Here is a 25475-nt window from a genome sequence, read left to right on the forward strand (position 1 = left end):
TTTCAGGGCTCCGGGGATCGACTGGCAGTTGACATCTTCTTTTATACCAAAAGCTTCTTGAATTCTTGTCCTTGTATCTATAGATAAAAAGAGAGAGTGGGCAAGGTCTCTCTTTTCACTATCCGCTCATCGATGATGCGATACCTGTTCATCTATTTCGCAAGCTCTTGCCAGCAACTCAACAAGATGAAGGACTTCTGGTTTCTTTCCACCAAATTTATTCACTCCATGTGTCATTTGAATTAAACATCCAGGGTTACATGTCACAATGATATCCGGTTGCAGTTCATTTACTTCATCCATTTTCCCGCTTAAAATTTTCATAGATTCATCGTAATGTTGAATATTATAAACACCCCCTGATCCGCAGCATGAGTTTTTATTTGGTAACTCTATATACCGGACTCCTGCTATTTGTCGAATTAATTTCTCTGGATATTCTCCAGCGTTTTGTACGTTTGATAAATGACAAGAAGGCTGATAAGTTATCGTTTCATTTAAAGTTTTTGTAATTGGCAAGGAATCTAACGTTATTAATATCTCCGCTATATCTTTAATTTTTTTTGTAAATTCCTTTGCCTTTGCTGCCCAGTATTCATCACCTTCATCTTTGAATAGGTGGCCATACTCCTCTAAAAGAGCACCACAACCTCCTGCATTCGTGACAATTTCATCTACCTCATATTTCTCAAATGCGAGTAAGTTTTCTTTCGCTAATTGACGAGCCTCTTTTATTTGTCCTTGATGGGAATGTAGAGCACCACAACATGTTTGTTCTTTCGGTATGTAAACATCACATCCGGAAATCCGTAATAGTTCAAGTGTGTAGTAATTGATATGATAAAAAAGGGCATCATTTATGCATCCAAGAAATAAAGAAACTGTTTTAATAGGTTCTTCTGTCCTTGCTTTATAAAGCTTTCCTCTTTCAATTCGATACTTTTTGGATAGAACTTTTGGTAAAGCTTCTTCAAACTCACCTATATTTTTAAAAAGCTTTTTGGATACTTTTGTAGAACGCACGACCTTTTGGATTCCGCTTTTTTGATATAAATAATATAAATCCCCTGAGAATTTCATTGCTTTTCTTTTCGTAAATAGTTGATTTAACGTAAAATCCTTTAACTGATTATTTTGTTTCTGCTGTACTTCTAAATCATGCACCCTTTCTTTCGCCCATTCTAGAATGGATCCATAAGGAACATTTACAGGACAAGCTACCTCACATGCACGACAACCTAGACACAGATCCATAGGCTCTTTTAAATCTTCCAATACGTCAATTTTTCCTTCGACCGCCATTTTAACTAGGTTAATTCTTCCCCTTGGAGATGCTGTCTCTATTTCCATAGATGTATAAGTAGGGCAAGATGGCAGACAGTAGCCGCATTGAATACATTGGTTAACTTCGGCGTATATTTTATCGTTAGTAGCCTCTACTCTTTTTGTTGTATTAGTCATTTTGTATCAACACTACCTTCGTCTGATTATTTAAAGGGAACATCTTACCCGGATTGAGTATATTATTGGGGTCCCATGCTTTTTTTATTTTCTCCATTAAATCCAAAGTAAAGCCTAATTCAGTTCTCATATACGGGGCTTTCAAAATACCAATGCCATGTTCACCCGATAAGGTTCCACCTAGATCAATAGCACTTTGAAAAATTTCCCCAATTGCCAACTCGACTTTTTTCATTTCCTCAATATCTCTTTTATCCGTAATAATATTAGGATGAAGATTTCCGTCGCCGGCATGGCCAAAAACAACCAAATTTAAATTATATTTCTCTCGTATGAGATGTAGTTTTTGTATCATTTCTGGAATCTTGCTCCTTGGTACAGTTGCATCCTCTGAAATCTTTGTTGGACCTAACTGTGTAATTGCCGGTGATACCATTTTTCTAGCTTTCCAAATGTTCAATCTCTCTTCTTCAGAATTCGCTACCTTTACTTTAGCCCCAGTAAATTTTTTGCATATAGTTGTACATTGAATGATTTCTTCATTCACGGCTGTCTCATGACCGTCCAATTCAATGATGACAATCGCTTCTGCGTCAATAGGTAATCCCGAGGGTCGATAATGTTCTACCGCTTCAATACAATATTTATCCATAAGTTCCATAGCAGCAGGCAATACGCCGGCAGAGAGGATGTCGGTTATAGCTTTCCCAGAATCCACTACACTTTCAAAGGATGCAAGCAAGGTTCTTTTATACAAAGGTTTTGGAATTAACCGCAATGTGATTTCCGTTACTACCCCCAGCAACCCCTCTGACCCTACTATGAGCCTCGTTAAGTCAAAACCGGTTACATTTTTCACGGTTTTTCCTCCTGTTCGAACAATCTCTCCTGTAGGAGTAACCAACTCTAGCCCAATGACGTACTCTTTAGTTGTTCCATATTTCAAACCTTTAGGCCCGCTCGAGTTTTCAAGAATATTTCCGCCGATAGTTGAAACATTTGAGCTACTAGGGTCTGGTGGATAAAATAATCCCACACTTTCCGCTTTCTCATGAATCGTTGATGTAATCACACTCGGTGTCACAATAGCAATCATATTTTCTTTATCTATCGTCAATGATTTTGGATACTGTGACATATCCAAGACAATCCCTCCTAAAGTCGGAAGAGGACCTCCACTCAGGGAAGTGGCTGCCCCTCGAGGATAAACGGGAATTTTGTATTGGTTAGCGAGCAGAATAACTTTCCTAATCTCCTCTTTTGATTGAGGTTGCAACACTAAATCGGGCATATACTCACCAAATGAAGCGTCGTAACTGAATGAAACTAAGTCCCTCTTTTTATTAAAAAGTCTTTCTTTCCCTACGATACTTTCAATCTCATTAACTATTTGGTCATTCAACATAAGAAAACCTCCAGAAAGTTGTATTACAAGTCTACTATAAATCTATTTTATTTCAATGAAAAGATTAATAACTCAAACTTTAGTATACTTGTATTACAATATGACCTCCTTCATTTAGGCTTTCTATCCATACAAAAAAGCCTCACCTTGTATAGTGCAGTTTGCGACTACACACTTAAGGAGAGGACTCTCATAAATTAAAAAAACTATATATCTAGCGACATTGAAAAGGATTAAAACAGAGTTTAAAAGACCTTACAAAAAAGCACCAAGAGAGGTGAGATAGGGGGTTGTAATCAATTTTAAAATACTAAAAGACACAGAACAAAAATTATCCCTTACATGCCTCGATTTAATAATTAATTTAATCCCGGGAAAATGGACTTTTTAATACAGCATTAACATTGTGATATAATAAAAAATGAAAGGTTATAATAAAGGAGAATCCATTATGATTGTCAGGAAACGTATATCAGATCAAATTATTGAACAAATAACAAATAAAATAAGCTCTGGTGAGTTTCCAATAGACTCAAAACTTCCTTCAGAAAATGAACTGGCAAAAATGTTTAACGTAAGTCGCGTCCCTATCCGTGAAGCTTTGAGTGCCCTGTCTTCTCACGGTATTATAGAATCTGTGCACGGCGGTGGAAATTGGGTTCGACCAAAGCCTTTTGATAAGCTAATAGATCAGCCATTAATTGATATAATCTCATACCAACAAATAATGGACTTGCTGGAAACGAGGATTATCCTTGAAACAAAGGCTGCTGGATTAGCAGCACAACGACACGATGAGAATGATCTAAAAAAAATGTACCATGCACAAGAAATTTTCTTTAAAGAGATAGACCAACCAAATAAAGTTCATGACGAAACAGATTTCCTCTTCCATCAAGCAATTGTGTACTCCACAAAAAATGAAGTTCTAATTCGGACTTTAGAAAACTTATCAGATATTTACAATAGAGCACTTAAAGTTTCTCTAACTATAAATATTAAAATAAAAGGTAAGAAGAAACAAGTTTACGAAGAACATCAAGCAATTTTAAAAGCTATCTCTCTTAGAAACGCCGAGGAAGCAGAAGCTGCAATGCTTAAACATCTTTCAAATAGCCTAGAAAAGCTTAAAGCTAGGCGAGATGAATTCAATGAAATTATTGTTGACTAATAAGTTATTTGCTAATTGAAAGTCTCCAGCTAATCACAACGCAACCGGCGGCGCAACCCCGGTTGCGTTATTCTGTTTTTTCTTTGCGATAAACTAGGAACCGCTCGTTTTCATCTTTCTCAAATAAGCCAGGGACCGGAACTTCCTTGGCCAATCGGAAGGCCGTCCGCATTTCCAAAAACTCAATATACTCCTCCGTCGGATAATAAAGAATAATGTCAGCTTCGCGGTTATGTGTCGCTAGCAAAATACGGCCTACCACTGTCATGAAAACCGGCGCGGAAAAAGGATTGAAGAAATAAAACCGATTTTGTCCCGGCTGAATCGCATATTCTTCAGCCCGGCAACATTCAAACTGGGCCAGTGCAGGATCGCGACGGCTCCCTTTCGCTTCGAACTTGGCCTTATTTTCCAGCGCCTCCTGATAAAGCTGCCCGTTCATTTCAACGCCGACAACGGCTGCCCGAAACCGGTTCGCGATATAAAAAGCGAGACGCCCCTTGCCACTTCCAAAATCGACAACCTCATCTTCCCGGCTTAACTCATATTCCTCGAACAATGCCTCCAGCGCCTGATAAGGAGTCGCTTCGTACCGGTTATAATGAGATGACTGTGTCAGCCATTCCCCCATCCCTGATGTTTGGATCCCCAACATTCGATCGTACTCTTTATCATCCATCGTAGCGACCCGCCTCTCCTAGCTAAATTTCCAGTAGTAGTTCTATTCTATCTAACTTCATTCAACCCTTTTGTTTCTTATGTTATAATAGTCCGACAGTTCAGCGAGTTTTTTTCGACATTTTTCTATAGGAATACGGTTGGTTGCTTCAGAAAGGATCGATTGGATGGAGTCAAATCAATTAAAATGGTCAGTTACCGGGCTAGCCGGGTTTCAATGGTTGTTCTTCATGTTTGCCAATACCGTCGTCATCCCGATTTCGGTCGGTGGCGCTTTCGGATTGGAACAAGTCGAGATTGTTTCCGCCATCCAACGTTCTTTCATTGTCACGGGGATTGCGTGCCTGCTCCAAGGGTTTGCGGGGCATCGCTTGGCGCTGATGGAAGGCCAATCCGGACTGTGGTGGGGGGTCATTCTCAGTTTGGCTGCTACGGCAAGCACGTTAAACCTCGATTTAATGACCGTCGGGGGAAGTATTGCCGTCGGTATCCTCATTTCCGGCGTGCTCGTCATGGTGTTGGGCTTACTCGGCATGGGGGAAGTCTTGAAAAAGTGGTTCACCCCGATTGTCATGTTCGTCTTCCTGCTTTTATTGGCCAATCAACTCATCACCATTTTTCTAAAAGGGATGGTCGGCCTGAATACGGGCGATGCCATCGATTTGAAGATGGCCGGCTTTTCATTTCTACTGGCCGCGTTGACAATTTTCATTCATGTGAGGGGGAAAGGGATCGTCAGCAGTTTGAATTTGCTGATCGGAATGACGGTCGGTTGGATCGGGACCATCCTGTTATTTCCGGGGGAAGCTGCGGAGACGATTCGAACGACCCCTTTCCTCAATTGGTTTCCGTGGGGGCCCCCGTCACTGGAATGGGGGATTGTACTTACCGTAGTCATCACGGGCCTGCTGAATACGACAAACACCGTAGCCACGCTAAAAGGGGCGGAGGATATCTTTGAGAAGGAGACGACGCCATCACAATACAAGCGCTCCTTTTTCATCACCGGGTTATTGACGTCTGTCTCGGGGATGCTCGGCCTCGTGCCGTACGCGCCGTATGCGTCGTCATTGGGATTCTTGCAGTCCACCGGGATCAAGGAACGGGCTCCGTTCGTCGTCGGCTCCGGATTATTCATCATTCTCGGGCTGGTGTCGCCTTTAAGCGCATTCTTCTCAACCATCCCGCATAGCGTCGGGAACACGGTGCTATTTGTCGCCTACTTGCAATTGTTCCGCTCCGCCCTCCGCAATATCGAGGGGCTGACATTCGAACCGAAAACCGTTTATCGCGTGGCCTTGCCGGCATTGATGGGGCTCTCCATCATGACGCTGCCCGCCAGCGTCTTCTCCACGATGCCCGAACTGATTCAACCTCTCGTATCGAACGGATTATTGATGGGCATATTGGCCGCCTTGCTGATGGAAATGATCTATTGGATCGGGGTGCAAATGAATCATTAGGTTATATACCGGGGGCCTCAGTCCTATTGCGGCTCTTTTTATTTGGAGCCGCAACGATTCTCTTTCCTTCAATTGGGTATTGTACAGTAAGCGACCTCTATCACGAGGATGGATACTGCGGGTTATGAGCACGGAATACGGTCTTATGAGCACGGGATGGCCGGTTATAAGCGTGAGCCTTGCGTTATGAGCGCGGTGGTAATAGTTATAAGCGCCGATCTCTCGTTATGAGCGCAGGCGGACCAGGTATAAGCGCCGATCCCTCGTTATGAGCGCGGACGGACCAGGTATAAGCGCCGATCCCTCGTTATGAGCGCAGGCGGACCAGGTATAAGCGCCGAAACCGTGGTAGGGGCGCGAATGAACTATTGCGTATACTGGCATTCCGATTTGGAGGGATTTTCAATGTTACGGGATAAACTCAAACATACGAAACGCTATCAGGAGATCATCAATGCGTTTTTACGGAACGGTTTCAGTCATTTCCTGTTTCGGATCGGACTTACGGAGCGGGATACCCGGGCAGGGCAGGCTGATGATGAATTGGATATGAATATGCAAAATATCGGGATCAAGCTTCGATTAGCTTTACAGGAGTTGGGGCCGACTTTCATCAAGCTCGGGCAGATTGCGAGCACTCGGCGCGACCTGATATCTGTTGAAATTACGCAGGAGCTGGAGAAGTTGCAAGATCATGTGGAACCTTTCCCGTTCTCCGAGGTCCGAAGAATCATAGAAGCTGAGTTGGGAAATCCTTTGGAACTCCTTTTTGACGATTTCAACGAAGTGCCTCTGGCGACTGCCTCGATTGGGCAAGTGCACCTCGCTTCCTTGCCGACGGGCGAGCCGCTTGCCGTCAAGGTGCAACGCCCCAATATTCAACCGACCATTGAGACTGATTTGGCGATTCTGGATGAATTGGCCGGGTTTTTGGAGGAAAATACAGAATGGGCCCAGCCCTATCGAATTCGCCAAATGATCCGCGAAGTGGCCCTTTCCTTGCGAAAGGAATTGGATTACACCACGGAAGGCCGGAACGGTGAGCGAATTGCCCAGCAGTTCATCGACGAACCCCATATTTATATTCCGAAGACGTATTGGGAAGCGACTTCACCGAAAGTGCTCGCCATGGAACGGATCGAGGGCATCAAAGTGACGCAAGTGGAACGACTGGAGGAGGAAGGGTATGATCGTAAAGTAATTGCCGAACGACTTGTCGATTCGATGTTCCATCAAGTGCTCGTCCATGGGTTCTATCATGGAGATCCGCATGCGGGAAATGTGTATGTCTTGCCCAACAATGTCATTTCATATATTGACTTCGGAATGGTCGGTCGGTTAGGAGAGGAAATGAAATACCATCTCGCCTCGTTGATCATCCACCTGCAAAAAGGGGATTCGAAAGGGATGATCAAGACCTTTTCGGATATGGAACTGCTATCCGATGAGACGGACTTGAAAGAGCTGGAGCGCGACTTGGACGACCTCCAATGGAATTACTATGAGAGATCTTTTGAACAATTGAATTTGGGCGAGGTGCTAGTGGAATTATTCTCTGTTGCCCGTCGCCATCAGATCCGCATCCCGTCTGAAATCACCCTTCTCGGAAAAGCGATCCTATCCTTGGAAAATATTTTAGCCACTCTGGATCCGGACTTCAATATGATGAAGGCGATTGAGCCATATGGGGAAAAATTGCTTTTGGAGCGATATAGCCCTTTGCGACTAGCCAGAAAATCATGGCACCAACTCATAGAAAATGCGGATGTCTTGCTTCACCTCCCGAAAGATGTGAAGAAAGCGACGCAGACAATCCAGCGCGGTAAACTGCAATTAAATATCAACGTCCAACAAGTGAAAATCATCTTGCGTCGCTTCGATCAAATTAGCAACCGACTATCGTTCAGTATCATTCTGCTCGCTTTCAGCATTCTCATGACAGGGCTGATAATAGGTTCGGCAATTGCCGGACAAAAGAATGTGATTTGGCGGATGCCTATCATCGAAGCGGGGTCCGTCATCGCAGCCCTGATGTTCTTCTATATGATCGTATCGATATTCCGTTCGGGCCGGATGTAGAGGGTCACGGATTTCACAGTTCAAAAAGGGACTGTCCACCCCGGACAGCCCCTTTTCCCGATTCTCAATGAATGACAGCAACCATGCCTTGTTCGTCGTCGATCTGCAGTTGGATCCCCGCGGCAAATGGATCGATGTTCAGGTAATCTTTCAGCCAAGATCGCAGTGCTTCGATCAGATGATACGTCTGCAAATTCTGCTTTGATCCGTTTGTAAATGCCTCGGCATGATAGCCATTCACGTCATCATAGAGCAGTTCCACTTCGACGTCCTCGGGCTCCACTCGCTCTTTCCGTGACACCAAAACACATAAGGCATTGATGATATCCTGTTCCGGAATGATCAGCTTCTCCATGGATTGACATCTTCTTTCTTCTTTTTCTCTTTCAATAAAGCAAACACTTTACGGATCAGGAAAATTAAAAAGAAAATGGCCAGCATATTGATGGCAAACCCTAAAATGGAGCCGAGCATGCCCATGTTGGCAAACAGGCTTCCGAACAACAGACCTGCAAGGCCGCCTATGAATAACCCTTTCATCAAGCCGCCCGAGAAGAATCCGCCTTTCGCGTTCGGTGTATTCGCAGCCTTATTCGGGACGACCGAATCCTCTTTCTTCTCCGCCTTTGATGGCGCCGGTTTGCTAGGAGCATTAAAGCTTTTCTTGCCGGATTTATAGGATTTCGCCTCGGCAGTAATCGTATGGTCTTGGAAAAGGAAGTTTCCCGCAGGGGATAGAATTAAAGTGGCAGCAAGTAACGCAACGATGAGTTTTTTCAATTTCAAGTCCTCCATTGTATTTGAATTTGCTTCATTAGTAAATAGAAACTCCTACTCTAATCATATTCGATTTTCAATGAAAATAAAATAAAGAAAGACGCTTTTCTTTATTTTTCTTATTCCATTTCTCACTTTATTCATGAGAGATTCATTTTTTACTTTCAATCATCTGGACGAATCTCGTCGAGGCGGAAGAAAGGGGGACCGACTTCATGTAACAGACTCCGATATGGCGTTTTGGTATCTCTTCGACCAGTTCCACTTTATGGACGAGGCCCTGGTTCAGATAATCCATTGAAAACTCTTTCGTCACACAGGCGATTCCCAGATTGATTTTCGCAAATTCCAGTAATAGATCATGGGAGCCCAGTTCGAATTCGGGGGAGATTTTAATGCCCTTGGAAAGGATGAAGTCTTCCACGTATTGACGGGAGTTCGATTTGGACTCCAAAAAGATCAAAGGCAACTTCACCAGTTCAGCAAAATCGACAGGTTTCGATAAAATCCTTCTATACTTGTCCCCATAGACGAACGTATCCTGTATTTCGATGCGAGGTCCGAACTCCAACGTGGGATCGTCAATCGGGAAATTGCAAATGCCAAGGTCGACTTCTCCTGATTTCAAATAGGCGATAATTTCGACAGTCGTTCCATTGACGATTTTGAATTTGATATGCGGATATTTCGTATGGAATGCCTCAAGATAGGGGAGGAGAAAATATCTGGAGATCGTATCGCCTACACCGATTTTCAGCTCTCCCGCCACGAGGGTTTTAATTTCCAAAAGTTTCTTTTCACCTGTATCGAGTAAGTTGAGGGCAGAATTGGCGTATTCAAACAGCAGGCTGCCTTCGCTAGTCAATGTCGCCCCTTTGGGTGTCCGGTTGAAAAGGCGGGTGTCCAATTCCCGCTCGAGCTGCATGATGGACTGACTGACGGCAGGTTGCGTCATGGATAGATCGATGGCTGCCTTTGAGAAACTTTCACTTTTTGCGACAATGCAAAAGACACGGTACAAATCCAATTTGCTTACCATATAATCTCCCCTTATGGCCATTATAAGATATATTAATTTTACTTATACCATGAAAGCATTGTATAGTACATATAGATGGTGTTCAAATTAATGTTACCAGCTATAAGGAGCGATCATATTGGAAAAAGAGAGAGTCGTGGGAACTGTTTCGAGAGGTCTACGCTGTCCAATCATCAATAAAGGCGACAACATCGAACAGATTGTCGTGGATAGTGTACTGAAAGCTGCTGAAGTCGAAGGTTTTTCATTTAATGATCGGGATATCGTCTCCATAACGGAATCCATCGTAGCCCGAGCTCAAGGCAACTATGCAACAGTAGACGACATCGCCCAAGATGTTCAATCCAAATTCGGAGATGATACAATCGGCGTCATTTTCCCGATACTAAGTCGGAACCGTTTTTCCATCTGTCTCCGGGGCATCGCCAAAGGAGCAAAGAAAATCGTTCTCATGCTGAGCTACCCGTCTGACGAGGTCGGCAACCACTTGGTGGAAATCGACCATCTTGACGAAAAGGGAGTCAATCCATGGACGGATGTCTTGACGGAAAAAGAGTTCCGCGAGCATTTCGGATACAATAAACATACCTTTACAGGTGTCGATTACATTGAATATTATAAATCGATTGCGGAGGAAGAAGGCATCGAATGTGAAGTCATCTTCTCCAATAATGCTAAAACGATACTGCAATATACTAAAAGCGTGCTGACTTGTGATATCCATACACGGAATCGGACGAAACGGATTTTGGCGGAAAACGGCGGAGAGAAAATTTATACATTGGACGACATTCTTGCCGAATCCGTCAACGGCAACGGCTACAATGAGCAGTACGGCTTGCTCGGTTCGAACAAAGCGACGGAAGACACCGTGAAGCTATTCCCGCGCGACTGCCAGCCGATCGTTGACAACATCCAGCAAATGCTGCTCGATAAGACCGGAAAGACAATCGAAGTCATGGTCTATGGCGATGGCGCCTTCAAAGATCCTGTGGGTAAAATCTGGGAACTCGCAGATCCCGTCGTGTCCCCGGCCTTCACAGCCGGCCTGAACGGTACACCAAATGAAATTAAATTGAAATACTTGGCGGACAACAACTTTGCCGAACTACGTGGCGATGAACTGAAAAAAGCAATTGCGGATTTCATTGAGAATAAAGAAGACGATCTCGTTGGAGCGATGGAATCCCAAGGGACGACCCCGCGGAAACTGACCGACCTCATCGGCTCGCTCTCCGACCTTACTTCGGGAAGCGGCGATAAAGGAACGCCGATCGTGTTCATCCAAGGGTATTTTGATAACTACACGAAATAATGGCAGGCACTCAAACAATCATGTTAGTTTCAATAAACATGATTGTTTGAGTTTTTTCGTTTGTTTAAACTTTCACGTTTGTTCGGGTGCTTGTCACCATTTTGCCTTCCATTCTTCCACGTTTTGATCAATTTCTTGTTTTGCAGCCTCGGCTTCCGCTTCTTTCTGCTCGACAATCTCCTTGAAATGCGAGTTCCGGAGTCCTTTCATTTCCTTCGCACGTTCAATGACCTGTTGGGCAACCTCTTCGTCGATTAACTCGCTTCGTTTCAACAGATAGGCTGCATCGCTGATCCGGACCGCCTCCCGGTCGGAGAGGTTGGTCAGCAAGCTGTATGTGTTGATGAGGTCCTCCTTGAAGTGCACCGATTCATGCAGTTTGACGCCTTGCTGTCCGACGACTTGGAAAATGCTTGGTTTCCACTTTTTCACTAGCACTTCTTCAAATCCAGCTTCGTCCCGGACGGTCGCGTACTGGCCACCACCTGCTTCGGCCACTTGTTTGAGATGGTTCTGCCCTTCATCGTCCACATCAAATCCGATGATGTTGACTTTCGCTTCTATATTACTCTCATGCAGAAGTTTCGCAGCCGCCACCGGATCACCGCCGCATGTTTCGATGCCGTCACTGACGATGTAGACGATATTCCGGTGCTCTTCATTCCCGTAGGGCTCCAAAATTTCGAGAGCTTCCTCAATGGCGCCTGCGAGTGGTGTCCAGCCGCTTGCTTGGAAGGAATCAAGCGATTTCTGAAAACCGGATTTGTCCAACCTGCTTAATGGATAGACTGCCTCGACGGTTGTACAGGATAATTCCCGGTCAGCCTCGGTCCCTGCACCTTTATGTCCGTAGGCGAGCAGTGACACGTTCACTGCATCGTCCAATCCTTCCGTGAAATTCCCGATTGCTTCCTTGGCCAATTGCATCCTGGACTTGCCTGCAATTTCGGCCTTCATGCTGCCGCTCGCATCCATTAAAATGACGACGTTCGTTTTTGATCTTTTCGCCATTTCAACTTCATCTTCCCCCTCGGGCAACTCGGGCATTTCAAATCCGTGTTCGATGGCAAGCAGCTGATCATACAAAGCTTGGTATTGTCCTGAACCTAATTGGTGGACTAGATAATTATAGATTTGCTCACTATCGAGGTCTTTCCGCTTTTGAAAGTATGAAGGCAATTCCTTTTCCATGACTTCCTTGAAATCTTTGTCGTAGAAGTTCATGTACTGTGTAAAGTTAACCGTCCGCGCCGCCTCGATTTCAGGATCCATATGCGCTTCCACCAATTCTCCCGGCTGTTGGGCAAGCATGCCTTCGATATCCGACGCAGCAACTGGAATTTCATCCTGCGTATCCTCCATCTTGTCCTCCGTCTGGGCGGATGCCACAGGGTCTTCGTTTGTTGCCGTCTTACCCTGGCACGCCGCGATGAACAACATGCCGAAAAGTAATGCCGATATGATAAATATGCGTTTCGTTCGAGCCATGTGTAAATCCCTCCTTCTCTTATTTACGCATTGATAGGAAGGGAGTTCCTGAGAATTTACTCCTTATTTTAAGCGTGTGAAAAAGGAGCCAGTTACCAAATTACAAAGATTTTACAAAAACATTACAACTCTTTTCGTAATGTAAGATTCTTTGCAATGGATCGGGGTAAATAAAAGGTGTAAGCAAAATACAGGAGGAGGAACTATCAATGAACAACGAAAAACGATTTGTCGGCTTGTTTCATAGTGAATCTGCGTTAATGGATAAAATGGATCAACTTCGAACAGAAGGTTATTCTGAAGATAATATGTATGTCATTGCCAAAGATGATACAAATCTGTCGATGCTCCGCAGCGGGACGTCAGCGGAAGTGGAAACCGCCCACGAATCTTGGCTGGACCGTTTCATGAGTTTCATCAGCGGGGAGGACCATGTGTGGAGCATGTTCGACCGCTTAGGAATCGATGAAACCGAGGCGAGACAGTATTCGAACGACATTAACAACGGCGCCCTTCTATTGTATGTCGATGAAGGGGAAGCGTACCGACTGTATGAAGGCGACCGCGAGCATTTCAGCTCCCATGATTATGGCATGAACCCGAATATCGAGCGGACCGGCACTTATATGGCGGATGATCTGGACGTCGGTCGCATCGATGCCGACCAGCTTGGACGAGTCGGCGGGGAGGCCTTGCTGGATCGCACCGATTATGAGACGCCGCCAAGCATGACGAACGAGGAACGTATGCTATTGCGCGAAGAGCGCCTTCAGGTGAATAAGCGCAATGTCGAAACCGGGCATGTCTCCCTCGAGAAGGATGTCGTGGAAGAGCATCAATCGATGGATGTGCCGGTGTCACATGAGGAAGTCTATGTGGAGCGCCGTCCCGTCGTGGATGGAGAGATGTATGAAGGGCGCGCCGAACTGATAGAGGATGATGAATCCATTCACATCCCAATTACCGAAGAACGCCTGGAAGTGACGAAAAAACCGGTCGTCACGGAAGAAATCGTAGTGAAGAAACGCGACGTCGAGCGCATGGAGACGGTCGATGATACAGTAAGACGAGAAGAAGCCCATCTGGAGCGGGACGGAAATGTCGAAGTGGAAGGCAATTTCGACGAAACCCGTTCGAAGAAGTGGGACAATCTATAAGAGGTATACTAACAACCGTGGCCTATTTCCCGCCACGGTTGTTTTTTTGGTGACTGTCATCTTTGCATGATCGCCTGGAGCGTTTTTTCGAGCATTTGGCTGAAATGCCCGGTTTCGGCGTCGGGGCTCAGGTCGATTAAACGGACGTCGTATTCATTCAGCTCGTAGTCTGCATCCGCCGTCTCTCTTTTGATCGGGTAGACGGCCCATACCTCGGTGACGGGCTGTGCATCGATCAATGGATTTTTCTCTTCATTCAAGGTCAGCGTATGGGATTTCATGCCGCGTCATCCTGCCTGGCATTTTGGGCGTAATCGGGATGGGACCCGGTGTCGTCATGCTCCCGATCATGCCAATCTTTTTGGCGGGAATGTCCACCGACTCGGGGCACACTCCCGATCACGTGCCGCTGCTCCTCTTTTTTGGCGGCTATGGGATTCTTATCGGGTATATAATACTATTGATCTTTGCGGTTAAAGCGCTTCGAAATAAATAATATTGTATAGTAAAGGCAGGTGATGATATGAAAACGAAGCTATATGTTGACAATGAAAAGTTCATAGCCGGTATGACACTGAAAAGTGAAGTGGAGCCCGAAGATAATAATATGGCGCTGCATGCTTGCGTCCATCCAAATGACGTGATTGAAAACCGGAGAAACCTAGCTGCTTCCTTAGGATGCACACTTGAGGAATTTATTTGCGCCAATCAAACCCATAGCTCGAATGTGCAAAAAGTGTCGCTTGCAGACAAAGGCCGGGGAGCGGAACGACTGGACACGGCCATCGCCGACACGGACGCCTTGTACACGCTGGATCCCAATCTTGTGCTTTGCAGCTTCACGGCGGATTGCGTCCCCGTCATTTTTTATAATGAAGGGAAGGGGCTTGTCGGCGTCATCCATTCAGGTTGGCAAGGAACCGTCAAAGAAATCACCCGAAAAGTCTTTTTGCATTTACAACAGGCCGAACAATGCAATCCGGCAGACTTCCATGTGCAGATCGGTTCATCTCTCAGTCAAGGACGGTTTGAAGTCGACCAAGATGTCTATGATAGATTCAAGGCCCTCGGTTATGCGGATGAGTTTATGTATTACAACGAATCCACCCGGAAATACCATATCGATAACCAGCTTACAGTGAAACGGCAGTGTGAGCTGGCGGGCATCCCGTCGAAACAAATCGTGATGGATACGACTTGCACCTTTGACAGCCCCTCGGGATTTTCCTATCGGCAAGATAAACAGTGTGGAAGGCATTTGAGCTTTATTATGAGGAGATAGTCGGGGAAGGAAGGGAAGAGATAAAAAATATACAAATAAAACCTCATGCTACCTGAAGAGTCCAGGCGGCATGAGGTTTTTCATTAGGTCCCGCAAAACGTCTGGTACGGAACCGTCGTCCGGGGTGGAAGGTTTGCAAATTCCTTTTGCTCGGGGGAATGCGCGTAAGGGGCCGAGAGGATGTCCAACAGCCGTCTCATCACACTAAGATCCCCTTGCTCCGCCGCAGAAAGAGCGGCCTCCACTCGATGATTCCGCGGAATTACGGCCGGGTTGCTGCCTTTCATCAACTGGAAGGAGGCATCCTTGCCTGCCGGCTGCCGGCTTAACCGTTCCTGCCAAGTTCCGTGCCATTCGGTAAACTCCGACGACTGGAAGAGGGATGAACCTTCGAACGTCCCGAACGTCAACGCACGGAATGTATTCGTAAAATCCGCCTCATGTTCTTCCATCATATCCAGTAACGCTTCGAATAGGGCCCGATCCCCTTCCTCTTCGTTACGTATCCCCAGTTTCGCCCGCATCCCCGCCAACCATTCGGATTGATACAGGGCAGCAAAACCGGAAATCACCTCTTGGGCCATTTCGATCGCCTGTTCCGTATCTTCATCAATCAATGGCAATAACGCTTCTGCAAATCGCGATAGATTCCATGCAGCAATCGGGGGTTGATTGCGATAGGCGTATCGTCCTTGGACATCGATGGAGCTATATACCGTTTTCGGATCATACGTATCCATGAAGGCGCACGGGCCATAGTCGATTGTTTCCCCGCTGATCGTCATATTGTCCGTGTTCATGACCCCGTGGATGAATCCGACGAGCTGCCATTGGGATATAAGCTTGGCCTGCCGTTTCATCATTTCCTCCAGCAAAGCAAGATACGGATTCGCAACGGACCGGACGGCCGGATAATGCCGTTCAATTGCATAATCCGCAAGAATCCGCAGCTCCTCGTCGGTGCCCCAGGCCGCTACATACTGGAACGTGCCGACGCGAAGATGGCTGGACGCCACCCGAGTCAGAATGGCGCCGGTCAGAACGGTTTCGCGGTATACCGGATCCCCAGTGGTCACGACTGCCAGGCTGCGGGTCGTCGGAATGCCGAGCGCATGCATCGCTTCGCTGACGATGTATTCGCGCAACATCGGCCCGACTGCCGCGCGGCCATCTCCGCCCCTGGAATACGGTGTCCGGCCCGAGCCTTTCAGCTGAATGTCAAAACGGTCCCCGGAAGGTGTCGACTGCTCGCCCAGCAAGACTGCCCGACCGTCTCCCAACCGATTGAAATGGCCGAATTGATGGCCGGCGTAAGCTTGGGCAAGAGGTGCAGCACCTTCAGGAACTTGATTGCCCGCAAAGATGGCCGTTCCTTCTCCTCGCAACGCGACAGGGTCCAAACCAAGAGATTCCGCTAAGGCATCATTCAAGATGACAAGTTCAGGTGAGCTTACAGGTACCGGTTCGATTTTCGTATAAAACGACTCCGGCAGACGCGAATAGCTATTGTCAAAATTCCATCCTACTTCATTAGTTCCCATATCTTCTCCCACATTGATTTATTTGGATAAAAGGCTCCTACTGAAGTTATACCACGAACGAACGACGACAAACAAAGGGCGGCTTTTATAAGTCAGGTGAAATACTCCAGCTTCGCAGCAGGGAAAAATTCCTTCAAATACGCCTCCAACCGCTCTTTGATCTCATCCTCTTCATTTTTTTGATAAATATATTTTCCGATGCCGTATTTACCCCATTTATAGCGCCTTTTCGATTCATCCAATTCCAGCTTCGTCTTCGGATAGTTTTTTTCGATTACCTTTTTAGCAGGCTTCGTGAACCGATGCTGGATGAATTCAAATGTAATATCGTCCCGCGCATCCTGGGGCAATTCCGCATCAAGCCGTTCGAATAAATGATAATATCCTTCCTGCCATCCTTCATGAAGATAGATCGGTGCGACGATGAACCCGAGCGGATACCCGGCGCGTGCCACTTTTCCTGCCGCCTCGATCCGTTTGTCCAGAGGTGATGTGCCCGGTTCGAAGTTCTTGATGACATAATCGGCATTGACACTGAATCGGAAGCGGGTATGGCCGTTATGCTCGGCATCGAGTAAATGGTCGACATAATGAAATTTCGTTACGAAGCGCAACCGGCCCAATTCCGTCCGGCCGAAATGATGGATCGCTCTTTTCAAGGTATGCGTCAAATGGTCGATTCCGACAATATCCGACGTACATGCCGCTTCAAACCGTGTGATTTCTGGGGCACGTTCCTCGATATACCGATCCGCCGCCTCCAAGATCTCCTCGACATTCACATACGTCCGGATATACGGTTTGGCCCCCATCGTCGTCTGCAAATAACAGTAATGGCAATGGCCCATGCACCCCGTCGCGAAGGGGATGGCGTATTCGGCGGATGGCTTGGACGTATCGAACTTTAACGTTTTCCGGATTCCGACGACTAACGTCGACTTGGCGATCCGGTACTTTTGAAGATCCGTTTCCCCCGGTAAATTCCGGACTTGATTATGCGAAGTGGTATAACGAATTTCGATTCCCAGCTTCTCGAATTTCTCCTTCAGTTCCTTCCCAAGCGGATAGTCCAGAGCATTCGGCTCAAAATAGACTAACTGGGGCATGAAAGGTTGTTTCATGACTTTCACACCTTTCTTACGTCTTTTTGTTAGGTTGCCGAAAGACGGAGAATTTATGCCCGGCAGGACGGTCGCCAAACAAAAGGGGCTGTCCAGAAAGTGGATTTTCCGGTTAAACACGCAAAAAGCAAGGGCTCTGGTCGCTTTCCGCGGGCCAGCCCGACGAGCCTCCTCCGGCTCACAGCCGTGCGGGGTCTCGTCGGCCGGCTTTCCCGCAGGAGTCTCCCGGCGCCCTTGCTTTTTGCTAGTATCCAACTCTGTGCCTGGACTTTTCGGACAGCCCCTTTTCGAGTTACTCCTGGTTGGCCAATTTCGGTAAGTCCTCATTCAAATGTGAAGACAGGAAATTGCGGACCTTCAACTGATAGACTCCCTTTTCCAATACATAGGACTCCCCATGATTGGCGTGATCGACCAAGAAGATTTCCGAATCGCTTCGCGTATGGCGATAGAGATTTTCCGACATCTCCGTCGGAACAAACGTATCGCCCTTTCCATGGATATACAAGATCGGAACATCCGTCTTCGCCACTTCCCGCAACGCGTTCGCTTCCCGGAGCGAATAACCCGCCCGCATCTTCGTCACGACACTCGTGCTATCCAATACAGGAAAGGCCGGAAGGTGGAACATCCGCTTCATCTGATAAGCGAAGAGATCATATACCGACGCATACGGGCTATCCGCGACAATCGCTTCCAGCTGCTCCGGCAACTCATCTTCCCCGCTTGTCATCAGCACCGTTGCCGCACCCATCGACAAGCCGTGGTAGACCACTTCAGTGTCGGTTCCAAGCTTTTGCACTAACAGATTCGTCCAGTCGATCAAGTCCAGCCGATCCGGCCAGCCAAAGCCGTAATAGTCTCCACCGCTCTTGCCATGCCCGCGTGCATCCGGCATGAAAATATTGAACTGCAATGTATCATGATAAAACTGGCCAAACAGGCCCATTTGCTTTGCATTCCCCAAATACCCATGCGTCAAGATGACTAACTTATCGGTCGGCACAGCTGCTGGCAAAAAATAACCGGACAGCTCCAGGCCGTCCCTCGATTGCATATGCAGTTGCTCGAATGGTTGAACTGCGACCCACTGTTTCCAATCGCCATTCAAAAACACATCCATCGCCTTTTCAGAAACTTCCAAATCGGTATTCCCCTGCAAGTATTCTTTCGGCCCTCGCTTAATCGCCAAATCATAGAAAAAGAAACTGGCGGCTATCATTCCCACAAACAAAATCCCCACCAACGCCCCGATCAACCGACCCCAGCCTTTTGATTTCATCTCTTCTTCCCTTTCTCTCTATTTCACTACTTATTATTATACTTGAAAAATGAAAAAGAGCATACCTGTTTCTACTGGAAAGAAGTAATTGTTTCGGAATTTGAACGAAGTTTGCAGAATCGCAGTTCACGACGGGATTTTAATCAACTAAATAGTGAGCCACTATCTCTATAAAAGACTTTCCTATATTCAGTAATGCTCTTTCGTCAAAATCGAATTTCGGATGGTGATGCGGGAATTGGGTCGTACTATTTTCATTATGGGAGCCGACTCTAAAATAAGTTCCCGGCTTCTCCAGTAAAAAGTAGGAAAAATCCTCCGCCCCCATGGAAGGTACCATTTCAACTACCTGTTCCTCCGTAAAAGCGGCCTTCAGCAAATTCCGAACCGTTTCCGTTTCCTTCGGATGATTGTATAAAGCCGGATAACCATTCAAATAATCGATTGTATAAGAAGCGCCAAATGCCGAAGTAACCCCTTCGACGATACGTTGAATCTGTTTTTCTATTTGTTTGCGAATGGCCGCGTCAAAAGTACGGACCGTTCCTTCGAGCGTCGCTTTGTCGGCAATGATATTAAAGGCACTTCCGGCTTGTAACACGCCGATGGTCACAACCGCGGATTGCAGCGGATCCACATGACGGCTTACGATTTTCTGCAAGGCATTGACGACATCACTTGCAATCACGATTGCATCCACTGTGTCATGAGGTCTGGCGCCGTGCCCGCCTTGCCCTTGAATAGAAATCGAAAATTTATCGACTGCCGCCATTTGATATCCTGATCCGACCGATACTGTACCGATTGGGGCTTGCGAATCCAAGTGAGCGCCGAATACGTAGTCAACTCCCTCCAAAACGCCATCCTCCACCATGGACTTGGCTCCCCCTGGCGGTGTCTCTTCTGCCGGTTGAAAGAGGAAAACCACTGTTCCTTTCAATTGTCGACGGAACTCACTTAATGCTTTCGCAGTTCCCAGCAAGGCAGCAGTATGACCGTCGTGCCCACACGCATGCATCACTCCCGGGTTTTGCGATTTATAAGGGGCTTCCTTTTCATCTTGGATAGGCAAGGCATCGAAGTCCGCCCGCAAGGCAACCGTCTTCCCAGGTTGCTCCCCTTCTAGAATACCTATTAGTCCGAACCCGCCAATATGTGTCTTGACCTCCAATCCAAAGCTGATTAATTTATCCTGAATATACTGGGCAGTCTTTTCCTCTTGGAAGGACAGCTCCGGATACTGATGCATATGCCGTCTCCAATCCACCATCTCTTCGAAGCTCTCCGATAATTTCGCATTGATTTGATTCGATATCCCGCTATTCACTACCATCTACTCGTTCTCCTCTCTTCCTACTGAAAAAGCCTGTAGGGATCGCTTGCAGATTCTCCATCTACTAGTCCCCACAGGCCGACCTTTTCATCTCTTATTGTAATTCTTTTGGAATAAACCAGTAATCGTCTTTGTTATGTTCTTCCATATACGCCTTGAATTCATCAGATTGATACGCCGCTGCTACATCTTTTGCCCAAGGTAGATCTTTGTTCTTCTCCGTGGTGACCGCCACTAATACCAGATGATCCAATACATCTTCAGAAACCAGTTTTGTTGAAGGGTCCATATTGGAAGCATACACAATGCTTCCCGGTACAACGCCGTAATCCAGGTCAGTTAACGATCGCGGAATTTGGGCGGAGTCCATTTCGACAATTTTCAAGTTACGAGGATTTTCTTCGATGTCTTGGGAAGTGGCCTTCATTACCTCCACGCCATCTTTCATTTTGATGAGTTCGGCTTTCTGAAGAATCGCATAGGCCCTCGCTGCATTGGAAGCATCGTTCGGAATGCCGATCGTATCACCATCCGCTAACTCATCCAAAGAATTCTTTTTACCAGGGAACAATCCTGCCGGAACCGTTGGAATCGGCGTTAAACTGACAAGATCTGCGTTTTTGTTTTCATTGAAGTTATCCATATAAGCGGTGTGCTGATCGACATTCAAATCGACGCCGCCATCTGCCAACGCCACGTCGGCTTGAAGCAAATCATTGAACTCCACTTGTTCCACCGTATACCCTTTTTCCTCCAAAATCGGCTTAACTGCTTCCAAAAATAACAAACTATACGGACCAGGTGATGTCCCGACTTTAATATTCGTTTTTTCTTCCCCAGCTGTGTCGTCATTCTTGCCGCAAGCAGCAAGAACGAACACAAACAATGCCAGCATGCTGACGATTAAAGATAATCTTTTCATTATTCCTTATCTCCTTCACTCATGTCTAAGTTTTTTTGCTAATCGATTGCCGAACCCTTGGATAATCTGAACGATGATGATCAAAATAATGACCGTCAAGAAAATGACAAACGTGTTGAATCTCTCATATCCGTAGGTGATGGCTAGGCTTCCGACCCCGCCGCCGCCGATGGTTCCTGCCATGGCTGTCGCCCCAATAAGCCCAATTGTCGCGGTTGTCAAAGTCAACACCAACGAGCCCATCGCTTCGGGCAGAAGGAAATAACGGATCGTCTGAAACGTAGAGGCGCCTAAGGATTTGGATAGCTCAATAATGCCTTGCCCCACCTCCAACAACGAATTCTCGACTAATCGTGCTATAAACGGAAAAATATACACGCAGAGCGGGACTATCGCAGCGGTTGAACCATATGTTTGCCCCACAATAAATCGTGTCAATGGGGTAATGGCGACAAGTAAAATAATAAATGGCACCGACCTTAAAATATTGACGAAGCCATTCAGTATGGTGAAAAATCCTCGGTTCGGCTTGATCCCATTTGATCGTGTCATAACCAATAGAATACCTAACGGAACACCGATCAGCGTACCGATCAATAGAGAAACAGATACCATATAAATGGTTTCATAGATCGATCGGATAATTAATTCGGTTGACACGCCATTCATAGCCTCACCTCTTGTACCGGAATACCCTTTTCTTTCACATATTGATAGACACGGTCAATTTCCGTGTCTTCTCCAAAAAACGCCACTGTAAAAATCCCCAACGTCGTCCCTTGAAGTTCTGTCACATTGGCAAAAACAACATTGGATTCGACATCAAACTTTTTGGCAAGCTCGTATAACAGGGAATTCGTCGTTGTTTTTCCAAAGAATTTAAATTGGTACACCCTCTTATTCCTCGTCGATTGCTGAAGTTCTTGTGCAATACTTCGGGGCATCTCGTCGTGAATCACGGTCTTTACAAATTCCTTCGTTGTATGATTTTGCGGATTTCCAAAAACATCAATAACATTTCCCGATTCAATCACTTGACCTTGTTCCATAACCGCAACTTTATTGCAGATTTCACGGATCACTTCCATCTCGTGAGTGACAACGAGAATCGTAATATGAAATTCTTCATTGATCCGTTTCAATAATTCCAAGATGGAAACAGTCGTTTTCGGATCCAGTGCCGACGTAGCTTCATCACACAACAGAATTTCCGGGTTCGTGACCAATGCCCGGGCAATCCCGACCCGCTGTTTTTGTCCACCGGATAATTGGCTTGGATAGCTGTTTTTCTTGTCGGATAATCCAACAAAATCCAAAAGTTCTGCGACCCGATTCTGGATCTCTTTTTTATTCACTTTATTTAAAATAAGGGGGATGGCAATATTATCGAAAACCGTTTTAGACTCCAACAGATTGAAATGCTGGAAGATCATACTGATGTTTTTCTTCACCTGTGAAAGTTCATGGTTGGATAGAGCACCTAATTCTTTTCCTTTGACCAACACTTTTCCTGTCGTCGGCACTTCCAAGGCATTGACCATTCTGAGAAGAGTACTTTTCCCGGCTCCGCTATACCCAATCACTCCATAAATATCCCCTCTTTCAACTTTCAAGGAAACATCGTTTAAAGCGACCATGCTCTTGACCTTATGTTTAAATTCTTTATGAATACCTTGAAACTCTATCAAAAACAATAGCCTCCTCTACGGAAATTAAACCTACTTAACATATAGGAGTTATTAAGTATTATCTTCCTCTTTTCTCTGGTTGTCAATCACTTTTTGAAATAATAGCCATTCTTGAACGGCCTCCCCATTGTGATATACTTATAAAAAACAGTTGGAGCTGATAAGAATGGAAGAACTGTTACATCAAATCCTATCGGAAATCAAAGATGTAAAATCGGGACAACTCCGGCTTGAGACACGAATGGATAAGCTGGAAACTCGGATGGAGAGCATGGAAGTCCGAATGGATAAGCTGGAAACACGAATGGGGAACATGGAGTCTAAAGTGGATAATTTAACCACCGAAATGCGAAGCAACTTTAAATACTCAAACGACAAAATGGACGAGCATAAAGGTCTATTTGAAACTGTCTCAGGTGAGATAAAAGGGCTCAAGGTAGATATTTCTTATTTAAGTTCCAAGACAGGACGCCACGATATGGAATTGAACAATTTGATTAACCGACTGTAATTGAACCCACCCATCCATAGATAGCAACTTCCCAAGCGCGTATGCAGATTTATTTGCAGAAACGCTTTTTTTATGCAGGACTTTGGCAAACTATTCAGAATAGTAATCTACGTAGTGAAAAAAGAGGAGGGACTTCTTTGAAGAGTACTATTGAGAAATTGTTGTTGGCCAAGGACGTAAAAGTGAATGCAATCGAACTGGAAGCACTTACAAATCAATGGGAAACAATTCAAAGTTTACGGGACGGCCTACGCCATGCGGATGGGAAAGAGCATGATATCGGACTTGTTCATCGATTAAAGGAGGAAGCGGAATGAGCCAAAAATTGAATGAGAAAACCATTACGGAATTAGCTCCTTTGATCGAAAACAAGGAAATCTCGCCAGTCGACGTGGCAAATGATGTGTTCAACCAAATCGAGGCACTCAATGAAGAAGTGAATGCGTTCATTTCAGTCACAAAAGAAAAGGCTCTCGACCAAGCCCGACTTGCTGAAAAGGAAATACAGGAAGGCCGTTATCGGGGGCCGCTTCATGGGATTCCGATGGCCATTAAAGATAATATTTATATTGCCAATGAACCGACTACGATGGGCTCCAAAATACATCAGGATTTTATTCCGACTGAAAATGCAACGGTCGTCAATCAGCTCGAAAAAGCTGGTGTCGTATTTACCGGTAAGCTGAATTTGCATGAATACGCATGGGGAGCTACGAATAATAATCCGCATTTCGGAGCCTGTCGGAATCCATGGGATGTAGAGCGCATTTCCGGAGGGTCTAGCGGCGGTTCGGGCGTAACGACTGCGACCGATATGACGATTGCCACATTAGGCACCGATACAGGCGGTTCTATTCGCATCCCCTCTTCCTTCTGTGGAATCACCGGGTTGAAGCCGACCCATGGCTTGGTCAGTAAATATGGTGCATTCCCACTTGCCTGGTCTTTGGATCATATCGGCCCGATGACGAAAAGCGCGAAAGACGCCGCGTATGTGCTCGAAGCCATATCGGGATACGATCCAAAAGACCCGACTTCGGTACATGTGAATCCGACCCGCTATTCGAATGAATTGACTGGATCCATCAAAGGATTAAGAATTGGAATCAATGAAGACTACTTCTTCCATAATGTCGATTCGGATGTGGAGAAAACTGTCCGCCAAGCGCTCACATCTTTAGAAAAAGAGGGGGCAGTCGTAGAAATCGTCAAAATTCCTGCCTTGGCGTACGCTGAATTCGCCGAACTGATTACAATCATTACGGAAGCGAGCGCCATCCATCATGATAATCTTGTTGCAAGGGAGGAGGATTTCGGAGATGACGTGCGGTTCTTGCTGAAACTCGGAGAAATTCCGTCCGGTGTAGACTTCCTGCAAGCACAGCAAATCCGCATGCAGTTGAATCGCCAATTCAATGAGCTTTTCAAACAAGTGGATGTCTTCATTTCACCGACAACCCCTATTCTGACTCCGAAAATCGGACAAGATATCGTCCAGCTGAACGGTGAGGATGTCGGCTTCCTAGATCATATTATTCGCTTCACGGGGCCGTTCAACTTGACCGGACTGCCGGCGCTTAGCGTTCCATGCGGTTTTGCGAGGAATCTTCCGGTCGGCATGCAGATTGTCGGTCCCGCTTTCCAAGAATCGCGATTGCTCAATGTAGCACATGCGTTGGAACAGATCCATCCGGAATTCCGCCAAACTCCGACAGGGATTGGACAATTGTCGTAATATGATAATGCTTGCGTGATCAGTCAT

25 protein-coding genes are annotated in these 25475 nt (G+C 46.0%); 9 read left to right on the plus strand and 16 right to left on the minus strand.

What is annotated here, in order from left to right:
• Positions 1–126: 126 nt before the first annotated feature.
• Together OXB_RS04560 and OXB_RS04565 are read right to left on the minus strand one after the other, a co-directional pair.
• The gene (locus tag OXB_RS04560) at positions 127–1461 is read right to left on the minus strand and encodes a (Fe-S)-binding protein (RefSeq protein WP_052483870.1); all 1335 of its coding nucleotides are present in this window, start codon (positions 1459–1461) and stop codon (positions 127–129) included.
• Positions 1454–2866, minus strand: a complete 1413-nt coding sequence (locus OXB_RS04565; RefSeq protein ID WP_041072262.1) for an FAD-binding oxidoreductase — start codon at positions 2864–2866, stop codon at positions 1454–1456. The genes OXB_RS04560 and OXB_RS04565 overlap by 8 nt, the downstream gene beginning before the upstream one ends.
• A 451-nt stretch (positions 2867–3317) precedes the next feature.
• Here OXB_RS04565 and OXB_RS04570 point away from each other — a divergent pair, with 451 nt between their 5' ends.
• A complete protein-coding gene (locus OXB_RS04570) occupies positions 3318–4037 on the plus strand; it encodes a FadR/GntR family transcriptional regulator (RefSeq protein ID WP_052483871.1) in 720 nt (239 codons plus the stop codon).
• A 67-nt stretch (positions 4038–4104) separates the two neighbouring features.
• On the opposite strand, the gene OXB_RS04575 is transcribed toward OXB_RS04570, so the two are convergent.
• A complete protein-coding gene (locus tag OXB_RS04575; protein WP_041072264.1) occupies positions 4105–4716 on the minus strand; it encodes a class I SAM-dependent methyltransferase in 612 nt (203 codons plus the stop codon).
• Between the two features lie 166 nt (positions 4717–4882).
• Here OXB_RS04575 and OXB_RS04580 point away from each other — a divergent pair, with 166 nt between their 5' ends.
• Both OXB_RS04580 and OXB_RS04585 read left to right on the plus strand, forming a co-directional pair.
• Entirely contained in the window at positions 4883–6178 is a 1296-nt protein-coding gene (locus tag OXB_RS04580) for a uracil/xanthine transporter (RefSeq protein WP_041072266.1), read from the plus strand.
• Between the two features lie 405 nt (positions 6179–6583).
• Positions 6584–8257, plus strand: a complete 1674-nt coding sequence (locus OXB_RS04585; protein WP_041072268.1) for an ABC1 kinase family protein — start codon at positions 6584–6586, stop codon at positions 8255–8257.
• A 64-nt stretch (positions 8258–8321) separates the two neighbouring features.
• Here the strand turns inward: OXB_RS04585 and OXB_RS04590 are convergent, their stop codons facing one another.
• The 3 genes from OXB_RS04590 to OXB_RS04600 form a co-directional block, all read right to left on the minus strand.
• The gene (locus OXB_RS04590) at positions 8322–8612 is read right to left on the minus strand and encodes a YxcD family protein (RefSeq protein ID WP_041072270.1); all 291 of its coding nucleotides are present in this window, start codon (positions 8610–8612) and stop codon (positions 8322–8324) included.
• The gene (locus tag OXB_RS04595) at positions 8600–9037 is read right to left on the minus strand and encodes a hypothetical protein (RefSeq protein WP_041076298.1); all 438 of its coding nucleotides are present in this window, start codon (positions 9035–9037) and stop codon (positions 8600–8602) included. The genes OXB_RS04590 and OXB_RS04595 overlap by 13 nt, the downstream gene beginning before the upstream one ends.
• A 148-nt stretch (positions 9038–9185) precedes the next feature.
• Positions 9186–10073, minus strand: coding sequence for a LysR family transcriptional regulator (locus tag OXB_RS04600; protein WP_041072272.1), 888 nt, complete (start codon positions 10071–10073; stop codon positions 9186–9188).
• A gap of 118 nt (positions 10074–10191) precedes the next feature.
• On the opposite strand from OXB_RS04600, the gene OXB_RS04605 reads away from it, so the two are divergent.
• Complete coding sequence (locus OXB_RS04605) at positions 10192–11388, plus strand: coenzyme F420-0:L-glutamate ligase (RefSeq protein WP_041072274.1); 1197 nt, start codon at positions 10192–10194, stop codon at positions 11386–11388.
• 93 nt (positions 11389–11481) lie between these two features.
• Here OXB_RS04605 and OXB_RS04610 read toward each other — a convergent pair whose 3' ends face one another.
• A complete protein-coding gene (locus OXB_RS04610; protein ID WP_070098189.1) occupies positions 11482–12876 on the minus strand; it encodes a vWA domain-containing protein in 1395 nt (464 codons plus the stop codon).
• 209 nt (positions 12877–13085) lie between these two features.
• Between OXB_RS04610 and OXB_RS04615 the strand changes: the two genes are divergently transcribed.
• Positions 13086–14033: a YsnF/AvaK domain-containing protein gene (locus OXB_RS04615; RefSeq protein ID WP_052483872.1), complete on the plus strand. Its 948-nt coding sequence runs from the start codon at positions 13086–13088 to the stop codon at positions 14031–14033.
• A gap of 56 nt (positions 14034–14089) precedes the next feature.
• Here OXB_RS04615 and OXB_RS04620 read toward each other — a convergent pair whose 3' ends face one another.
• Both OXB_RS04620 and OXB_RS19295 read right to left on the minus strand, forming a co-directional pair.
• Entirely contained in the window at positions 14090–14314 is a 225-nt protein-coding gene (locus tag OXB_RS04620) for a hypothetical protein (RefSeq protein ID WP_041072276.1), read from the minus strand.
• Positions 14311–14436, minus strand: coding sequence for a hypothetical protein (locus tag OXB_RS19295; protein ID WP_269447828.1), 126 nt, complete (start codon positions 14434–14436; stop codon positions 14311–14313). The genes OXB_RS04620 and OXB_RS19295 overlap by 4 nt, the downstream gene beginning before the upstream one ends.
• 120 nt (positions 14437–14556) lie before the next feature.
• Between OXB_RS19295 and pgeF the strand changes: the two genes are divergently transcribed.
• Positions 14557–15315 (plus strand): peptidoglycan editing factor PgeF, encoded by a 759-nt coding sequence (gene pgeF / locus OXB_RS04625; RefSeq protein WP_041072278.1) that lies wholly within the window; start codon positions 14557–14559, stop codon positions 15313–15315.
• Between the two features lie 83 nt (positions 15316–15398).
• Here the strand turns inward: pgeF and OXB_RS04630 are convergent, their stop codons facing one another.
• The 7 genes from OXB_RS04630 to OXB_RS04660 all read right to left on the minus strand — a co-directional run bounded on the left by OXB_RS04630 (position 15399) and on the right by OXB_RS04660 (position 23202).
• Positions 15399–16856: a protein adenylyltransferase SelO gene (locus OXB_RS04630; protein ID WP_041072280.1), complete on the minus strand. Its 1458-nt coding sequence runs from the start codon at positions 16854–16856 to the stop codon at positions 15399–15401.
• Between the two features lie 92 nt (positions 16857–16948).
• The gene (splB, locus tag OXB_RS04635) at positions 16949–17977 is read right to left on the minus strand and encodes a spore photoproduct lyase (protein WP_041076304.1); all 1029 of its coding nucleotides are present in this window, start codon (positions 17975–17977) and stop codon (positions 16949–16951) included.
• Between the two features lie 292 nt (positions 17978–18269).
• Positions 18270–19259 (minus strand): alpha/beta hydrolase, encoded by a 990-nt coding sequence (locus OXB_RS04640; protein WP_041072282.1) that lies wholly within the window; start codon positions 19257–19259, stop codon positions 18270–18272.
• A 139-nt stretch (positions 19260–19398) separates the two neighbouring features.
• Entirely contained in the window at positions 19399–20592 is a 1194-nt protein-coding gene (locus tag OXB_RS04645) for a M20 metallopeptidase family protein (protein WP_052483873.1), read from the minus strand.
• A gap of 94 nt (positions 20593–20686) precedes the next feature.
• Positions 20687–21514 carry a MetQ/NlpA family ABC transporter substrate-binding protein gene (locus OXB_RS04650; RefSeq protein ID WP_041072284.1) on the minus strand — a complete coding sequence of 276 codons (828 nt, stop codon included), beginning with the start codon at positions 21512–21514 and terminating at the stop codon, positions 20687–20689.
• A gap of 15 nt (positions 21515–21529) precedes the next feature.
• Complete coding sequence (locus OXB_RS04655) at positions 21530–22183, minus strand: methionine ABC transporter permease (protein WP_041072286.1); 654 nt, start codon at positions 22181–22183, stop codon at positions 21530–21532.
• Positions 22180–23202: a methionine ABC transporter ATP-binding protein gene (locus OXB_RS04660; protein WP_041072288.1), complete on the minus strand. Its 1023-nt coding sequence runs from the start codon at positions 23200–23202 to the stop codon at positions 22180–22182. The genes OXB_RS04655 and OXB_RS04660 overlap by 4 nt, the downstream gene beginning before the upstream one ends.
• A gap of 166 nt (positions 23203–23368) precedes the next feature.
• On the opposite strand from OXB_RS04660, the gene OXB_RS04665 reads away from it, so the two are divergent.
• The 3 genes from OXB_RS04665 (at position 23369) to OXB_RS04675 (ending at position 25448) form a co-directional block, all read left to right on the plus strand.
• Positions 23369–23713: a hypothetical protein gene (locus OXB_RS04665; protein WP_041072290.1), complete on the plus strand. Its 345-nt coding sequence runs from the start codon at positions 23369–23371 to the stop codon at positions 23711–23713.
• Between the two features lie 137 nt (positions 23714–23850).
• A complete protein-coding gene (locus OXB_RS04670; RefSeq protein ID WP_041072292.1) occupies positions 23851–24030 on the plus strand; it encodes a hypothetical protein in 180 nt (59 codons plus the stop codon).
• Complete coding sequence (locus tag OXB_RS04675; RefSeq protein ID WP_041072294.1) at positions 24027–25448, plus strand: Asp-tRNA(Asn)/Glu-tRNA(Gln) amidotransferase GatCAB subunit A; 1422 nt, start codon at positions 24027–24029, stop codon at positions 25446–25448. The genes OXB_RS04670 and OXB_RS04675 overlap by 4 nt, the downstream gene beginning before the upstream one ends.
• Positions 25449–25475 lie beyond the last annotated feature (27 nt).

It is taken from the genome of Bacillus sp. OxB-1 (assembly GCF_000829195.1).
Classification (GTDB): domain Bacteria; phylum Bacillota; class Bacilli; order Bacillales_A; family Planococcaceae; genus Sporosarcina.

Bases quoted from the DNA above. Each gene is read 5' to 3' on its own strand.
- OXB_RS04615 (WP_052483872.1), top strand. From the start codon at position 13,086: ATGAACAACGAAAAACGATTTGTCGGCTTGTTTCATAGTGAATCTGCG.
- OXB_RS04650 (WP_041072284.1), bottom strand. From the start codon at position 21,514: ATGAAAAGATTATCTTTAATCGTCAGCATGCTGGCATTGTTTGTGTTC.
- pgeF (WP_041072278.1), top strand. From the start codon at position 14,557: ATGAAAACGAAGCTATATGTTGACAATGAAAAGTTCATAGCCGGTATG.
- OXB_RS04665 (WP_041072290.1), top strand. From the start codon at position 23,369: ATGGAAGAACTGTTACATCAAATCCTATCGGAAATCAAAGATGTAAAA.
- OXB_RS04565 (WP_041072262.1), bottom strand. From the start codon at position 2,866: ATGTTGAATGACCAAATAGTTAATGAGATTGAAAGTATCGTAGGGAAA.
- OXB_RS04580 (WP_041072266.1), top strand. From the start codon at position 4,883: ATGGAGTCAAATCAATTAAAATGGTCAGTTACCGGGCTAGCCGGGTTT.
- OXB_RS04590 (WP_041072270.1), bottom strand. From the start codon at position 8,612: ATGGAGAAGCTGATCATTCCGGAACAGGATATCATCAATGCCTTATGT.
- OXB_RS04620 (WP_041072276.1), bottom strand. From the start codon at position 14,314: ATGAAATCCCATACGCTGACCTTGAATGAAGAGAAAAATCCATTGATC.
- OXB_RS04640 (WP_041072282.1), bottom strand. From the start codon at position 19,259: ATGAAATCAAAAGGCTGGGGTCGGTTGATCGGGGCGTTGGTGGGGATT.
- OXB_RS04655 (WP_041072286.1), bottom strand. From the start codon at position 22,183: ATGAATGGCGTGTCAACCGAATTAATTATCCGATCGATCTATGAAACC.
- OXB_RS04560 (WP_052483870.1), bottom strand. From the start codon at position 1,461: ATGACTAATACAACAAAAAGAGTAGAGGCTACTAACGATAAAATATAC.
- OXB_RS04610 (WP_070098189.1), bottom strand. From the start codon at position 12,876: ATGGCTCGAACGAAACGCATATTTATCATATCGGCATTACTTTTCGGC.
- OXB_RS04600 (WP_041072272.1), bottom strand. From the start codon at position 10,073: ATGGTAAGCAAATTGGATTTGTACCGTGTCTTTTGCATTGTCGCAAAA.
- splB (WP_041076304.1), bottom strand. From the start codon at position 17,977: ATGAAACAACCTTTCATGCCCCAGTTAGTCTATTTTGAGCCGAATGCT.
- OXB_RS04585 (WP_041072268.1), top strand. From the start codon at position 6,584: ATGTTACGGGATAAACTCAAACATACGAAACGCTATCAGGAGATCATC.
- OXB_RS04575 (WP_041072264.1), bottom strand. From the start codon at position 4,716: ATGGATGATAAAGAGTACGATCGAATGTTGGGGATCCAAACATCAGGG.
- OXB_RS04675 (WP_041072294.1), top strand. From the start codon at position 24,027: ATGAGCCAAAAATTGAATGAGAAAACCATTACGGAATTAGCTCCTTTG.
- OXB_RS04630 (WP_041072280.1), bottom strand. From the start codon at position 16,856: ATGGGAACTAATGAAGTAGGATGGAATTTTGACAATAGCTATTCGCGT.
- OXB_RS04645 (WP_052483873.1), bottom strand. From the start codon at position 20,592: ATGGTAGTGAATAGCGGGATATCGAATCAAATCAATGCGAAATTATCG.
- OXB_RS04570 (WP_052483871.1), top strand. From the start codon at position 3,318: ATGATTGTCAGGAAACGTATATCAGATCAAATTATTGAACAAATAACA.